Annotated in this window: 13 protein-coding genes and 2 pseudogenes; 4 read left to right on the top strand and 11 right to left on the bottom strand. The window is 72.1% G+C overall.

Going from position 1 to position 14,538, the window contains the following annotated elements:
* Positions 1 to 53 precede the first annotated feature (53 nt).
* Positions 54 to 485, bottom strand: a complete 432-nt coding sequence (locus IPT68_RS19615) for an effector-associated constant component EACC1 (protein WP_189695787.1) — start codon at positions 483 to 485, stop codon at positions 54 to 56.
* A 127-nt stretch (positions 486 to 612) separates the two neighbouring features.
* Positions 613 to 1,896, bottom strand: a complete 1,284-nt coding sequence (locus IPT68_RS19610) for an adenylosuccinate synthase (RefSeq protein WP_189695788.1) — start codon at positions 1,894 to 1,896, stop codon at positions 613 to 615.
* 186 nt (positions 1,897 to 2,082) lie between these two features.
* On the opposite strand from IPT68_RS19610, the gene IPT68_RS19605 reads away from it, so the two are divergent.
* Positions 2,083 to 2,931, top strand: coding sequence for a diacylglycerol kinase family protein (locus IPT68_RS19605; RefSeq protein WP_189695789.1), 849 nt, complete (start codon positions 2,083 to 2,085; stop codon positions 2,929 to 2,931).
* A 146-nt stretch (positions 2,932 to 3,077) separates the two neighbouring features.
* Here IPT68_RS19605 and IPT68_RS19600 read toward each other — a convergent pair whose 3' ends face one another.
* The gene (locus tag IPT68_RS19600) at positions 3,078 to 3,608 is read right to left on the bottom strand and encodes a GbsR/MarR family transcriptional regulator (protein ID WP_189695790.1); all 531 of its coding nucleotides are present in this window, start codon (positions 3,606 to 3,608) and stop codon (positions 3,078 to 3,080) included.
* Between the two features lie 105 nt (positions 3,609 to 3,713).
* Between IPT68_RS19600 and IPT68_RS19595 the strand changes: the two genes are divergently transcribed.
* Together IPT68_RS19595 and IPT68_RS19590 are read left to right on the top strand one after the other, a co-directional pair.
* Positions 3,714 to 4,655 carry an ABC transporter ATP-binding protein gene (locus IPT68_RS19595; RefSeq protein ID WP_189695791.1) on the top strand — a complete coding sequence of 314 codons (942 nt, stop codon included), beginning with the start codon at positions 3,714 to 3,716 and terminating at the stop codon, positions 4,653 to 4,655.
* Positions 4,652 to 6,259: an ABC transporter permease gene (locus IPT68_RS19590; RefSeq protein ID WP_189695792.1), complete on the top strand. Its 1,608-nt coding sequence runs from the start codon at positions 4,652 to 4,654 to the stop codon at positions 6,257 to 6,259. The genes IPT68_RS19595 and IPT68_RS19590 overlap by 4 nt, the downstream gene beginning before the upstream one ends.
* A gap of 8 nt (positions 6,260 to 6,267) precedes the next feature.
* Here the strand turns inward: IPT68_RS19590 and IPT68_RS19585 are convergent, their stop codons facing one another.
* The 6 genes and pseudogenes from IPT68_RS19585 to IPT68_RS19560 form a co-directional block, all read right to left on the bottom strand.
* On the bottom strand, positions 6,268 to 6,861 hold the full coding sequence (locus IPT68_RS19585) for a Uma2 family endonuclease (protein ID WP_189696174.1): 594 nt from the start codon (positions 6,859 to 6,861) through the stop codon (positions 6,268 to 6,270).
* Between the two features lie 87 nt (positions 6,862 to 6,948).
* Positions 6,949 to 8,169 (bottom strand): cytochrome P450, encoded by a 1,221-nt coding sequence (locus IPT68_RS19580; RefSeq protein WP_189695793.1) that lies wholly within the window; start codon positions 8,167 to 8,169, stop codon positions 6,949 to 6,951.
* Between the two features lie 63 nt (positions 8,170 to 8,232).
* Positions 8,233 to 8,898: a response regulator gene (locus tag IPT68_RS19575; protein WP_189695794.1), complete on the bottom strand. Its 666-nt coding sequence runs from the start codon at positions 8,896 to 8,898 to the stop codon at positions 8,233 to 8,235.
* The gene (locus IPT68_RS19570; RefSeq protein WP_189695795.1) at positions 8,895 to 10,241 is read right to left on the bottom strand and encodes a sensor histidine kinase; all 1,347 of its coding nucleotides are present in this window, start codon (positions 10,239 to 10,241) and stop codon (positions 8,895 to 8,897) included. Before IPT68_RS19570 ends, IPT68_RS19575 begins: the two co-directional genes overlap by 4 nt.
* Positions 10,242 to 10,424: 183 nt before the next feature.
* Positions 10,425 to 10,727, bottom strand: a pseudogene (locus IPT68_RS19565) (response regulator transcription factor); the annotation flags it as partial.
* A 146-nt stretch (positions 10,728 to 10,873) separates the two neighbouring features.
* On the bottom strand, positions 10,874 to 11,773 hold the full coding sequence (locus IPT68_RS19560) for an alpha/beta hydrolase family protein (RefSeq protein WP_189695796.1): 900 nt from the start codon (positions 11,771 to 11,773) through the stop codon (positions 10,874 to 10,876).
* A gap of 107 nt (positions 11,774 to 11,880) precedes the next feature.
* Here IPT68_RS19560 and IPT68_RS19555 point away from each other — a divergent pair.
* Positions 11,881 to 12,476: pseudogene (locus IPT68_RS19555) on the top strand (TetR-like C-terminal domain-containing protein).
* On the opposite strand, the gene kynU reads toward IPT68_RS19555, so the two are convergent.
* Together kynU and IPT68_RS19545 are read right to left on the bottom strand one after the other, a co-directional pair.
* Positions 12,473 to 13,657 (bottom strand): kynureninase, encoded by a 1,185-nt coding sequence (kynU, locus tag IPT68_RS19550; protein WP_189695798.1) that lies wholly within the window; start codon positions 13,655 to 13,657, stop codon positions 12,473 to 12,475. The pseudogene IPT68_RS19555 and the gene kynU overlap by 4 nt on opposite strands.
* A 4-nt stretch (positions 13,658 to 13,661) precedes the next feature.
* Positions 13,662 to 14,501 (bottom strand): tryptophan 2,3-dioxygenase family protein, encoded by an 840-nt coding sequence (locus tag IPT68_RS19545; protein WP_189695799.1) that lies wholly within the window; start codon positions 14,499 to 14,501, stop codon positions 13,662 to 13,664.
* Positions 14,502 to 14,538: the final 37 nt, after the last annotated feature.

Raw genomic sequence — 14,538 nt, 5'->3', positions numbered from 1 at the left:
CACCGCGTGGCAGCCGGGCCCGGTCAGGTCCGGTCTCCCCCGTAACGGCACGGTCAGTCCTCCTGCCCGGCCGGGCGGCCGGTGCCTTCCTCCCCGGAGTCGGGGGCCGGCGGCTGCCGAAGTGCTTCCGCCACCCGCTGGGCCAGGTCACTGGTGCCTTCGGCGGTCAGACCGCGCACCTTCTCGGAGGTGACGACGATCTGGGTGCCGTCGGGCTGGTTGATGGTGACCGTCTGGTTCCCCCGGCGGTTCTGCAACCACATCACGACCGCCGCCCCGACGGCCGCCGTCGGTCCGCCCGGGGCCAGCAGCAGGCTGAGCACCTCGCTCCACGCGCCGCCCATCGCTCCCGCCGGAGCGCCGACCGGGGACTCCCGCCGGACCAGCCCCTGCAACTCGGGGTCCTGACGCAGCCAGTCGTACAGGTCGTCCGTGGCGCCCGCGCTGTCTCCGGTCCCCGTCTCGACAGCCAGTGTGATGCGCACCTTGCTCCCTCCGGAGAACACCAGTACCCAACAGCAACTGCCGCTACGAAACTAACATCCCCAACTGCCCGCGCGAACCGAACAGTTGGGGATGAGTGGTGAATGACCGGAGGTCAAGGGGCCGAGGTCAGAGGAACGAGTTGATCTCGATCGTCTCGTCCCGGCCCGGGCCGACGCCGATCGCGGAGATCGGGGCGCCGGACATCTCCTCCAGCGCCTTGACGTAGTTCTGGGCGTTCTTCGGCAGGTCGGAGAAGGACTTGGCCTTGCTGATGTCCTCCGACCAGCCCGGCAGCATCTCGTAGACCGGCTTCGCGTGGTGGAAGTCCGTCTGCGAGTACGGCAGCTCCTCGACCCGCCGGCCGTCGATCTCGTACGCCACGCAGACCGGAATCTGCTCCCAGCCGGTGAGGACGTCGAGCTTGGTGAGGAAGAAGTCCGTCAGGCCGTTCACGCGGGTCGCGTACCGGGCGATCACCGCGTCGAACCAGCCGCAGCGGCGGTCACGGCCCGTGGTCACGCCCCGCTCGCCGCCGATGCGGCGCAGCGCCTCGCCGTCCTCGTCGAACAGCTCGGTCGGGAAGGGGCCCGCGCCGACGCGGGTCGTGTAGGCCTTGAGGATGCCGATGACCCGGCTGATCTTCGTGGGGCCGACACCGGCGCCCGTGCAGGCACCGCCCGCGGTCGGGTTCGACGACGTCACGAAGGGGTACGTGCCGTGGTCGATGTCGAGCAGCGTGCCCTGGCCGCCCTCGAACAGGACGACCTTGTCCTCCTCCAGCGCCTGGTTGAGGACCAGGACGGTGTCGGCGACGTACGGGGCGAGCTTCCCGGCGTAGCCCAGCAGCTCCTCGACGACCTGCTCGACGGCGATCGCGCGGCGGTTGTAGAGCTTGGTGAGGATCTGGTTCTTGACGTCGAGCGCCGCCTCGACCTTCTGGGTCAGGATCGACTCGTCGTACAGGTCCTGCACCCGGATGCCGACGCGGTTGATCTTGTCCGCGTAGGTCGGGCCGATGCCGCGGCCGGTGGTGCCGATCTTGCGCTTTCCGAGGAAGCGTTCCGTCACCTTGTCCACCGTCACGTTGTACGGCGTGATGATGTGCGCGTTGCCGCTGATCAGGAGCTTGGACGTGTCGACGCCACGCTCGTTCAGCCCGCTCAGCTCGGAGAGCAGGACAGACGGGTCGACGACGACGCCGTTGCCGATGACCGGCGTGCAGCCGGGGGACAGGATTCCGGAAGGGAGCAGGTGCAGTGCGTACTTCTGGTCGCCGACGACGACGGTGTGGCCGGCGTTGTTGCCGCCCTGATAGCGCACTACGTAGTCGACCGACCCGCCTAGCAGGTCCGTCGCCTTTCCCTTGCCTTCGTCACCCCACTGAGCACCGAGCAGCACAAGTGCGGGCACGCGCGTACACCCCTTCCGGGCGGGGCATGTCCAGGGTCAGGGGCATACGCGGTGGGTCGTGCCGCCGCGTGCCCCGCGGCCGTCGTTGGCCGCGACCGTCGGACCGGGTGCCCCGGAATAGACGAAGCCCCTGGCGCAATAGCGCAAGGGGCTCTTGCACAAAGATGCTACCCGAGGAAGCGAGGCATGACCGAGGTGGCGACTTCCGCGATGTCCGATCCGCTGCTGGTGATCATCGATCCGGTCGCTCGGAGGACGGACGGGGAGTCCGTCCGCATCGCGAAAGACGTGCTCAGCGCGGGTGCGGCCACCAAGGTGTGCCTGCCGGACGGACCGGAGGAGTTCGCCCGGGCACTGCGGCGCAGGGGGTCGCGGCGGCCGGTGGTGATCGGCGACGACCGGACTCTGGTGCGCACGGTGTCCCAGTTGCACCGGCAGCGGGAGCTGGCCGGAAGTGTGCTGTCGGTCGTGCCCGTGGGGCCCTCCCTCGGGCTCGCGGCGGCACTGGGGGTGCCGACGAGCGCGGTGCCGGCGGCGCGGGCGGTGCTGGAGGGGGTCGAACGGCGGCTGGACCTGCTCGTCGACGACAGCGACGGGGTGGTGCTGGGCGCGCTGCGCATCCCGGCGGTCCCGCCGGGCGAGGGCGGCGCCGCATCGGCGCGGGGGCCCTGGCTGCGGACGTGCCAGTCCCTCGTACGCACCCTGGCGGCGGCCCGTCCGGTGCGGGTGGCGTCGGTGTCCGCGCCCGGCCCCGCCCGGCTGCGGATCGAGGTCGACGGGACGACCCTGGTGGATCTGGACCAGCCGGTCGAGGCCGTGTCCGTCGCTCCCGACGGCTCCGGCGCGGCGGAGATCGAGGTGCGCCCGCTGTCGGTGGGCGCGGAGGCCACGCCGCTGCGGGCGGAGGGGCGGACGGTGACCGTCTCGGGAGCGGACTTCCGCTACCGCTCGGACGCCGGGGTGAGCGGACCGGTGCGGACCCGGACGTGGCGGGTGCGGCAGGACGCCTGGGGCCTGATGCTGCCGCACCCCTGAGCATTGCGCTTCGTCGGCGGGACGGCGTTGTCGGCGCGGTACGCCGGCCCCCGGTCGGTCGGGTCGGTGCCGACCCGGGGCCGGCGGTGGGGCGGGGTGGGCGGGCGGTGTCGACCGGGGTCGCGTGACGGTGGCCGGGCGCGGGGTCAGTCGCGGCCGAAGAGTCGCTCCCGGTGCGCGTGCCAGCGTTCCATCAGCGCCGCCAGCTCCCCCTCGAGGTACTCGAAGAAGGCGAGGGTCTCGGCGAGCCGGCGGCCCGCCGGGGTGTCGGGGCCGAGGCTGTCGACGCCGTCGCGCAGGGCGTCCTCCCAGCGCTTCAGCACGGCCTCGCGATTGGTGAGCGCCTCGTACCACTGATCCCCGCGCACCCGGTAGCGCTCCCGGCGCGAGCCGGGCTCCCGCTCGCGCGAGACCATGTGCACCTGCGCGAGGTAGCGCACCGCGCCGGAGACCGCGGCGGGCGAGATCCGCAGCTGTTCGCCCAGCTCGGCGGAGGTGAGGGCACCGGCGTCGGAGGCGAGCAGCGCGGCGAAGACGCGGGAGGGCATCCGCGGCATCCCGGCCTCGACCATCTGCGCCGCGAAGTGCTCGACGAAACGGGAGATGGACTCGGGACTGCGCCGGTTCGCCCCGTTGGCGTCCGCCCACTCGCCCGCGCTCCCGCTCGGTTCCGTCATCCCCGCATCGTCTCCCCTGCTCAGCGCCCGCTCCCCGAGTGTACCGACGATTTATACGCTTCCTTAACTTCACAAATTTCTGAAGTACGCGTACGTTCGTGGGTCATGACGAAGGCAATCACCGTCTCCGGCCTGTACAAGTCCTTCGGCCGGACCCGAGCGCTCGACGGCCTCGACCTGGACGTCGAGTCCGGTGAGGTACACGGCTTCCTCGGCCCGAACGGCTCCGGGAAGTCCACCACCATCCGCGTCCTGCTCGGCCTGCTGCGCGCCGACTCCGGCGCCGCCCAGGTCCTGGGGGGCGACCCCTGGGCGGACGCCGTCGCGCTCCATCGCCGGATCGCGTACGTCCCCGGCGACGTGACCCTGTGGCGCAACCTCTCCGGCGGGGAGGTCATCGACCTGTACGGCAGACTGCGCGGCGGCCTCGACGAGCGGCGGCGGACGGAGCTGGTCGAGCGGTTCGAGCTGGACCCGACCAAGAAGGGCCGCACGTACTCCAAGGGCAACCGGCAGAAGGTCGCCCTCGTCGCCGCGTTCGCCTCGGACGTCGACCTGCTGATCCTGGACGAGCCGACGTCGGGCCTCGACCCGTTGATGGAGGAGGTCTTCCAGCGGTGCGTGGCCGAGGAGCGCGAGCGCGGGCGGACGATCCTGCTCTCGTCCCACATCCTCAGCGAGGTCGAGGAGCTGTGCGACCGGGTGAGCATCATCCGCAAGGGCCGGACGGTGGAGACCGGTTCCCTCGCCGACCTGCGCCACCTGACCCGCACCAGCGTGACCGCCGAGCTGGCCGGGCCGCCCAACGGGCTGTCGCACCTGCCCGGCGTGCACGGCCTCGACGTACAGGGCCGCCGCGTCCGGCTCCAGGTCGACACCGACAAGCTGAACGACGTGCTGAAGTCCCTCAGCGACTCCGGCGTGCGGTCCCTGACCTCGACGCCGCCCACGCTGGAGGAGCTGTTCCTGCGGCACTACCAGGACGAGAGCGACGGGACCGCCGGGGCCGGCGACCCCGGCGACAGGAGCGGGGTGGCCGCGCGATGACCGCCACGGCCTTCGCCGTACGGGGCACGGGGTCCCGTCAACTGGCCGGTACCGGCACGCTGCTGCGCTTCGCGCTGCGCCGCGACCGGGCCCTGATCCCGATCTGGGCCGGCGTGACCGCCCTGATGGTGCTGTCCATGCCGAACACCCTCCAGGGCCTGTACGGCACCGCCGCCGAACGCGCCGACCTGGTCCGCCAGATGGAGACCAACGCCTCCCTGCGCGCCATGATCGGCCCGGTCTTCGACGACTCCCTCGGCGCGCTGACCGCGTGGCGCGTCGGCGTCTACGCCGGTGCGCTCGCCGCGGTGATGAGCCTGCTCGTCGTCGTACGGCACACGCGGGACGAGGAGGAGAGCGGCCGGCAGGAGATGATCTCGGCCGGGACGGTGGGCCGCCGCGCCCCGCTGACGGCCGCGCTGCTGGCGGCGGCGGTCGCCAACGCCGTGCTCGCGCTGCTGGTCATCGGCGGCCTGGCCGGTCAGGGCGCCGGCGGGGCAGTGGCCTTCGGCCTCGGGATCGCCGGCGTCGGCATGGTCTTCGCGACGATGGCGGCGATCGTCGCCCAGTTCACCGAGAGCGCGCGCCTGGCCCGGGGACTGACGGCCGGGCTGCTCGGCGCGGCCTTCGTGCTGCGTGCGGCGGGCGACTCGGCGACGGACGACGGTTCGTCGGTGCTGACCTGGGTGTCGCCGCTCGGCTGGCTGGAGAACCTGCGGTCGTTCGCGGACGAACGATGGTGGGTACTGCTGCTGTTCGCCGGGGCGGCGGTGGCGCAGGGGGCGGTGGCGTACGGGCTCGCCGGGCGGCGGGACGTCGGCATGAGCTTCCTGCCCGGCCGGCCGGGACCGGCCGAGGGGCGGCTGGGCACGGCCGGGGCGCTGGCCTGGCGCCTGCAGCGGGGCGGTGTGCTCGGCTGGAGCATCGGCTTCCTCCTCGCCGGTGTGGTGTACGGCGGGATGACGGAGGGCGCGGCCGACCTCGTCGGCGCCAACGACAGCGCCCGGGAGATCTTCCAGCGCATGGGCGGCCAGTCCGGCCTGACGGACGCGTTCCTCGCGGCGATGGTGGGGATGCTCGGCCTGGTCGCCGCGCTGTACGTCGTGGCGTCGGTGCTGCGGCTGCACGGCGAGGAGACGTCGGGGCGGGCGGAACCGGTGCTGGCGGGCGCGGTGAGCCGGCTGCGCTGGGCGGCCGGGCACCTGGTCGTGGCCTTCGGCGGGTCCGTGCTGCTGATGCTGCTCGCCGGGGTGGGCCTGGGACTCGGATACGGCCAGAAGTTCGGGCCGATCCTGGGCGCCTGCCTGGTGCAGCTGCCGGCGATCTGGGTGGTCGGCGGGGTCGCGGTGCTGCTGCACGGGATGTCGCCGCGGGTGGCGATGGGGGCGTGGGGAGTCGCCGGGGCGGTGCTGCTGATCGGCTGGGTCGGGCCCGCGCTGGACGTACCGCAGGCGGTGCTGGACGTGTCGCCGTTCGGCCATCTGCCGAAGCTGCCGGGCGGGGAGATGGAGTGGGGGCCGGTGCTGGTGCTGACCGGGCTGGCCGTGGTGTTGGTCGCCGGGGGGCTGGCGGGGTTGCGGAGGCGGGATGTGATCAGCAGCTGACGGTCGGCTCAGTCGAGGTACTTCTTGAGTCCCTCGGTGTCGAGACCGATGTTGACGGGGGCCGGGAGGGTGACCTTGGCGCCGATCGTCACCGTATGGATGTCCCGGTACCTGCCCTCCGGAGCGGGGTCACTGTGCACGAGCACCGCGAAGTTCTCCCGGTCGATCAGCATGTAGACGGGGATTCCTGCCTGAGCGTAGGCGCGAGGCTTCTCCACACGATCCCGGCGGTGCGTGTCCGAGTCGTACGACGTGATCTCGACCACCATGAGTGCGCCCTGAGGATCGGCCCAATCGCCCTGACCGACGAAGTGATCGACAGGAGCAAGCACGGCGTCGGGCAGGGCGCGCCCTATTCGGTAGGCCTCCGCCTTCAGCCCCTGCGTGGGGTTCAGGTCGAGTTCGGGCCGGGCCTGCATGCACTGGCGGATCAGCCACATGATGATCGCGCCGTGGTTGCTGTCAGTCACCTTTTTGAGTCCGATCCGTCCCTCCATGAACTCGAACCTGACGGTCTCGTCCTCACGGGCGGCGAATGCGGCGATCCGCTCGAACATGTCCACCGACAACTGGGACGACGCGCGCTCTGCCATAACCGTCATGGTGCCTCCCTCCGCAGGCACGCACCAGCTTGACGAGCCGCCGACGACCATCGATCGGAATGACTCGGTGATCATCCAAACGAGTGATCAAGGGGTTTCGACGCTCAGCCCTTCCAGCCCGCGGATCACAAAGTTCGGCTTCCGCTGCGGTTCCGCCGCCAGCCGCAGGGTCGGTGCCTTCTCCAGCAGCGCCCGCATCGACGCCGCCAGCTCGATCCGGGCCAGCGGTGCGCCGATGCAGTAGTGGATGCCGGCGCTGAAGGAAATGTGCGGGTTGTCCCCGCGGGTGAGGTCCAGGCGGGCGGGCCGGGCGAAGACCTCCTCGTCGTGGTTCGCGGAGCCGAAGAGCATCGCGATCTCCGCGCCCCGGGGGATCGTCGTGCCGTCGATCTCGATCTCGTCCAGCACCCACCGTTCGAAGAGCTGGAGCGGGGTGTCGTAGCGCATCAGCTCCTCGACGGCGGCGGGGACGAGGGAGTGGTCGGCGCGGAGGGCCGCCAGCTGGTCCGGGTTTCGGAACAGCGCCCACCAGCCGTTGACGGTGGCGTTCACCGTCGCCTCGTGACCCGCGTTCAGCAGCAGCACCGCCGTCGAGATCATCTCCTGCTCGGTCAGCCGGTCGCCCTCGTCGTGCGCCGCGATCAGACCGGAGACGAGGTCGTCGCCGGGCTCCTTGCGGCGCTCGGCGATCAGCTCCCGCAGGTAGTCGGAGAATTCGACGGAGGCCCGCACCGCCTTCTGTGCCGTCTCCTGCGACGGGTTCAGCTCGTACATCCCGCAGATGTCCGCCGACCAGGGGCGCAGCGGGGCCCGGTCCGCCTCGGGGATGCCGAGCATCTCGGCGATCACCGCGACCGGGAGGGGTTCCGCCACGTCCGTCAGCAGGTCCCCGCCGCCCGCCTCGACCAGCGCCGTGACGAGATCGCCGGCCAGCGCTTCGACGTAGGGCTTCAGCCGCTCCACCGTGCGCGGGGTGAACGCCTTCGACACCAGGCGCCGGATCCGCGTGTGGTCCGGCGGCTCCAGATCCAGCATCCCGTGGTCGTTCAGCGTGTGGAACGGCTCGTGCTCCGGCGGGGGCGGGGTCCGGCCGAAGTCCTCGTGCGTGAACCGGTGCTGGTAGGTCCGGCCCAGGCGCCGGTCGCGCAGCAGCGCCGAGACGTCCGCGTGGTGGGGGACCAGCCACTGGTCCGTGGGCGCGAAGTACAGCACACGGCCCCGGGAGCGCAGCTCCGCGTAGGCGGGGTACGGGTCGGCCAGGAACGCCGGGTCCCACGGGTCGAAGGCGAGGTCGCAAGCAGGTGCCATGACCGGACGCTAGCTCGGGACCCCGCCGTCCGACCAGGGGTGTCCCGTAGGCGGGCCGGCCGCTCAGCCCGGCGTGACCAACCGCGCCTCGTACGCGAACACCGCCGCCTGCGTGCGGTCCCTCAGCCCCAGCTTGACCAGGATGCGGCTGACGTGGGTCTTGATCGTCGACTCGGCGACCACCAGCCGCCCGGCGATCTCCGAGTTCGACAGGCCCTGGGCGATCAGCACCAGTACCTCCGTCTCCCGCTCGGTCAGGTCCCCGTACGCCGCCTGCGCGGTGGCCGGTATGCCCGGTGCCTCGGACAGCTTCGAGAACTCCGTGATCAGCCGTCTGGTGACGGACGGGGCCAGCAGGGCCTCGCCGGACGCCACCACCCGCACCCCGTCGGCGAGCTGCCGCGCCGAGGCGTCCTTCAGGAGGAAGCCGGAGGCTCCCGCCCGCAGCGCCTGGTACACGTACTCGTCCAGGTCGAAGGTGGTCAGCACCAGCACCTTCGCGGTGCCGTCCGCCGCGATGATCTCCCGGGTCGCCTCGATGCCGTTCAGCTCGGGCATCCGGATGTCCATCAGCACGACGTCCGGGGCCAGTTCGCGGACCTTCTCGAGCGCCTCCCGGCCGTTGACCGCCTCACCGACGACCTCGATGTCCGGCATCGCGTTCAGCAGCACCGAGAAGCCCTCGCGGACCATCATCTGGTCGTCGGCGACCAGGACGCGGATGGTCATGCCTCACCTTCGCTCACCGTGGCCGCCGGCAGGAACACCGTCACCTCGTAGCCGCCCTCGTCCGTGGGGCCCGCCGTCATCTCGCCGTTCAGCATGGTGACGCGCTCGCGCATCCCCGTGATGCCGTGGCCGGCGCCGGGCGAGGGCTTGACCAGGGCCGGGTGCGGGGGCGGGCCGTTGACTATGCGCAGGCCCAGACCGCCGAGGACGTAGCCGATCTCGACGCGGGCGGTCGCGCCGGGCGCGTGCCGCAGGGTGTTGCTCAGCGCTTCCTGGACTATCCGGTAGGCAGACAGCTCCACGCCCTGCGTGAGCTCCCGCACGGCTCCGGTCACCGTCTTGTCGACGGTCAGGCCCGCGTCGCGCACGTTGGCGAGCAGCGCGTCCAGGTCGACGAGCGTGGGCTGCGGGGCCTCGGGCGCCTCGTAGTCCTCGGCGCGCACGACGCCCAGGACGCGGCGCAGCTCGGTCAGGGCCGCCACCGCGTTCTCCCGGATGGTGGCGAAGGCGCGCTCCAGCTCCGGCGGCGGGTTCTCCACCCGGTAGGGCGCCGCCTCCGCCTGGATCGCGACGACCGACATGTGGTGGGCGACGACGTCGTGCAGTTCGCGGGCGATCGTCGTGCGCTCCTCCAGCAGCGTGCGGCGGGAACGCTCGTGTTCGGTCACCGTCTGCTGGGCGGTCACCTCCTGCCTCGCCTCCCGGCGCACGTGCAGCACCGCGACGAACAGCAGGATGATCGCCGACAGGATCAGCATCGGGCCGGTGTTGGTGTCGTAGTAGCCCGCGCTCAGGACGGCGTCCGCGAAGAGCCCGTAGACCAGGGTCAGCACCCACATCCACGCGGCCGTACGGGGCCGGGTGCGCACGGCGACGACCGTCAGCACCGTCAGGTGCGCCACGAAGCTGCCGGGCGGCCACGGCCACTCGTACCACCCGCCGTAGAACATGCCGGAGACCGGGGTCGCGACCAGGGAGGCCCAGAAGGCGCCGACCGGTCGGACGAGGGTCAGCAGGACCGGGGCCAGCGCGAGGAGGCCGACGAACAGGCTGAGGTTCTCGCCGCGGCTCGACTCGTACCCGACGAGCATCGCCAGCAGTCCCGCCGACACCACCACCGCGTGCGGCGTCCACGCCGCGTACTGCCGCGCCCGGCCCCCGAGCCGGCGGCTCACGGGGCCGTCGACGCTTCGGCGGGGCAGCGGCCGGTAGGCGAAGGCGTCGTGGAACAGGTCCTGGCGCAGCCCGCGCAGGGCGTCCAGGGCCAGCCGGAACTCGGGGCTGCGCGCCGTGGCACCGCCCGGCGGCGTCGGCGGCCTGTGCGTCTGGGTCGTCTCGGTCACGTTCGACACGGTACGGCCGGGCCGGGGTCGCGGTCGTCACCAGTGAGAGGGGTCGTTCGGGGTCCCTCTCAAGTACTACGGGTCCCGTCAGGGCGGTCTCAGGTGCCACCCGGTGCTTCCCGGTGCTTCCCGGTACCCCCGGTGCTCCCCCGCGCCTCTGCGGCGCCGTTCCTTTCACATTCCTCAGTAGCCGGAGGGCCGGACCAGGCCCGACTCGTACGCGAAGACCGCCGCCTGCGTACGGTCACGGAGGCCCAGTTTGACCAGGATGCGGCCGACGTGAGTCTTGACCGTCTGTTCGGCCACCACCAGGCGCTGGGCGATCTCCGCGTTCGACAGGCCCCGGGCGATGAGCGCGAGCACCTCCGTCTCCCGTTCGGTCAGATCACCGACGCGCTCCTTCAGCGGCGCACGGGGCGACCCGTCCAGCCGGGAGAACTCGGCGATCAGCCGCCGTGTGATGCCCGGCGCGAGCAGCGCGTCACCGACGCCCCCGTGAGCAGCAGCGCGGCCGCCGCCACCCGCGTCCCGCCAGGGAGCTCTTCCGGCAGATGGCTCTCAGGTATTACGGGTATGAGAGGGGCTCGCCCCTAGGACATCAGAGGGCTCACCATTGCCGGCATGAGGGGCACTCACCAGGCCAACTGCGCGATCTCCTCCGCCACGACCGCGCAGGCGTCCGCCGCCGGATCGATCAACGGGAAGTGACCGACGTCCTCCAGCAGCGTCAGCCCCACCACCTCCCCGGCCTTCGCCGCCGCGTCCGCGTACGACTCGGCGACGGCCTGCGGGACGTCCCTGTCCGTACGCCCCTGGACCAGCGTCGTCGCGATGCCGGTCGGCAGCAGGAGCGCCGGGTCGGCGTACGGCCGGCGCTCCGCGAAGTGCTCCTCGCCACCGAGGAGTTGACGTGCCGCTCCGCCGCACACGTCGAGCTTCTCGGCGACCGCGAAGTCGGCGATCGGGGCCAGGGCCACCACGCCCCGCAGCGGCGCGGGCCGGTCCGTGCGCCAGGGCGCGTCCGCCGGGAGAACGTGCCGGGCGGCCGCCCACAACGCCAGCTGCGCGCCCGCCGAGTGACCGGTGATCACCATGCGGCGGGAGTCGGCCTGCGGCAGGACCTCCCGTACGAGCGCGGGAAGCGCGTCCAACGCGGCGGCGACGTCGTCGAAGGTCTCCGGCCAGCGACCAGCTACCGAACGCGCGGCCGACCCGGCGTCCCCGCCCGGTATCCCGGCTCCCCGCCGGTACTCGACACTCGCCACGGCGAACCCCCGGCGGGCCAGGAAGTCCGCGAACGGGCTGACGTGCCGGCGGTCGTACGGCGCGCGCCACGCGCCACCGTGCAGCACGACGACCAGCGGGGCGGGGAAGGCGGGTCCCGCGGGCTCGGTACCGCGCGGGGCGTAGAAGTCGATCACCTGGTCGGGGTGGTCGCCGTACGCGGCCGTGGCGTCGGGGGCCACGGCCGGATGCGAGAAGGCGGACTCCTCCTCGGCGGCGGCCCGGGCTGCTGCGGCGTCGTCCGGCATGCTCCAACCTCTCAGCGACGAAACGGGTTTGGCGGACCAGGGAGGAAATCGGCCGTTGGCGGGGACGGTATCAGGCCGGTGACGTGCGGCTGCACGGGGATGTCACGCTGGGTGAGGGGGTCCAGCCCGGCGGGCGCACCGCACGCGCGTGCGTGCAGCCGTCCTGCGGGTGGCTGGGGACGTCCTGACCGAACAGGGATTCGCTCATCTCGACCTCGCGGACATCGCCCGCCGCGCGGAAGTGGGCAAGACGACCGTCCACCGCCGGTGGGGCCCGGTGGCGGGTCCGGTCGCCGACCTGCTCGCCGACATGGCCGAGCAGTCGCTCCCGAGGGAGGAGACCGGATCCGCGCTGGGCGACCTGCGGGCCAACGCGGCACTGGTCCGGCGAACGTTGGCGGACCCCCGGCAGGGTGCGCTGTTCTGCGCCGTCATCGCCGCCGCGACCTGCGACGAACGTACGGCGCAGGCGTTGCAGCGGTTCTACGAGGTGCGGGTCGCGGAGTGGGCGCCGTGCGTGGAAGAGGCCGTCGCCAGGGGCGAGTTGCCGAAGGGCACGGACGCGGAGACGGTCGTACGGGCGGTGTCGGCACCCCTCCACCACCAGTTGCTGACGACCGGGGTGGTCCCCGACGCCCCCGACGCCGAGCGCGCCGCGCGGGCCGCGCATGCGGCTGCCGCGGCGGGGGTGTACACCGGTTAGCGCAGCTCCTCCGCCAGCACCCGCGCCGCCCGCTCGACGTCCACGAACCCCACGTACAGCGGCGTGAAGCCGAAGCGCAGGACGTCCGGGGCGCGGAAGTCGCCGACGACGCCCCGTTCGATCAGCCGCTTCATGACGTCCCCGGCGTCCGGGCACCGCAGCGCGACCTGGCTGCCTCGCTCCTCGTGGGCGACCGGGGTCACCGACTCCACCCGCCCGCGCGGCACGTACTCCGCCACGCACTCCAGGAAGAAGTCCGTCAGAGCGAGGGACTTCTCGCGCACGGCCTCGATGGAGACGCCGTCCCACACCTCCAGCGCCGCCTCCAGGGCCAGCATCGAGAGGATGTCCGGCGTACCGACCCGCCCGCGCAGCGCACCCGACGCCGGCTCGTACGCACCGCGCATCCCGAAGGGCTCCACGTGCGAGTTCCAGCCCGGCAGCGGCGAGTCGAAGCGGTCCTGCAGACCGGCGCGCACATACAGGTAGGCCGGTGAACCCGGCCCGCCGTTGAGGTACTTGTACGTGCACCCGACCGCCAGGTCCACCCCGTGCTCGTCCAGCCCCACGGGCAGCGCGCCCGCGCTGTGGCACAGGTCCCACACGGCCACCGCGCCCGCCGCGCGCACCGTGGCGGTCAGTCCGGGCAGGTCGTACAACCGGCCCGTCCGGTAGTCGACGTGGTTCAGCAGCACCGCGGCCGTCCGCCCGGACAGCGCGCCCGGCACCTCGGCCGGCGTCACCGCCCGCAGCGAGCACCCCGTCATCCGTGCCGCCGACTCGGCGATGTACCCGTCCGTGGGGAAGGTGGTGGCGTCCACGAGGATCTCGTCCCGGCCGTCACCGGCGATCCGCACCGCCGCCACCAGCGCCTTGAAGACGTTCACGCTGGTCGAGTCGCCGACGACGATCTGCCCGGGAGCCGCGCCGACCAGCGGGGCGATCCGGTCGCCGATCCGCTCGGGCGCGGTCCACCAGCCGCTCTCCTCCCAGCTACGGATCCGCAGCTCACCCCACTGACGGCGGACGACGTCCTCGACGCGGCCGGGCACACCGGCCGGCAGCGCGCCGAGCGAGTTCCCGTCCAGATAGACCACGTCGTCGAGGACGAACGCCGACCGCTTCCCGGCCAACGGGTCGTCGGCGTCCGAGGTGACCGCCCGCGCGGAGAGTCCGGACATCGGCTCAGACATACGACCGCGCCGTCCACAGCTCGGGGAACACGCTCTTGCGAGCCCGCTTCTCCAGCCAGGCCACCCCGGCCGAGCCGCCCGTGCCGGGCTTGGCGCCCATCGCGCGGCGGGTGGCGACCAGGTGGTCGTTGCGCCAGCGCCACACCAGCTCCGCCACATCGGTCAACGCCTCGCCGAGCCGGACGAGTTCGGCGTCCTGGTCACCGGAGTAGAGGGCGGCCCACACCTTCTCGACCTCGTCCGACGCCTCGTACCGCTGCGACACGTCCCGTCGCAGCACGGACTCCGGGACGGCATGCCCGCGCCGCGCGAGCAGCCGCAGCACCTCGTCGTACACGCTCGGCTCGTACAGCGCCTTCTCCAGCTCGGCGTGCACCCGGGGCGCGCCCCGGTGCGGCACCAGCATCGACGCCGACTTCTCCCCGAGCAGGAACTCCATCCGCCGGTACATCGCCGACTGGAATCCGGAGCCCTCGCCGAGGGCGGAGCGGTACGAGTTGAACTGGGCCGGCGTCAGCTGCCCGAGCGGCTTCCAGGAGGCGTTCAGCGCCTCCAGCTCGCGGACGGATCGTTTCAGCGCCGCCACCGCCACCGGCACGTCGTCCTCGCGCAGCGCCTTCGCCGCGGTCTCCCACTCGTGCACGACGACCGTGAACCACAGCTCCATGACCTGGGTGGTGACCAGGAAGACCATCTCCGCGGGATCGTCGGAGAGGGTGTGCTGGAGATGGGTGAGCACGTCCGCCCTGACGTAGTCCTCGTACGGCGTCGTGCCCTCGAAATCGAGATGCGGGGTCTCGGGCTCCTGCTTTTCGTGAGCCTCATGGGACATCGCTGTCTCCTGTTGTAACTCCGGGTAGCGGTCCGCC

It is taken from the genome of Streptomyces chromofuscus (assembly GCF_015160875.1).
GTDB lineage: Bacteria > Actinomycetota > Actinomycetes > Streptomycetales > Streptomycetaceae > Streptomyces > Streptomyces chromofuscus.
This window is presented reverse-complemented; position numbering and strand designations above follow the sequence as displayed.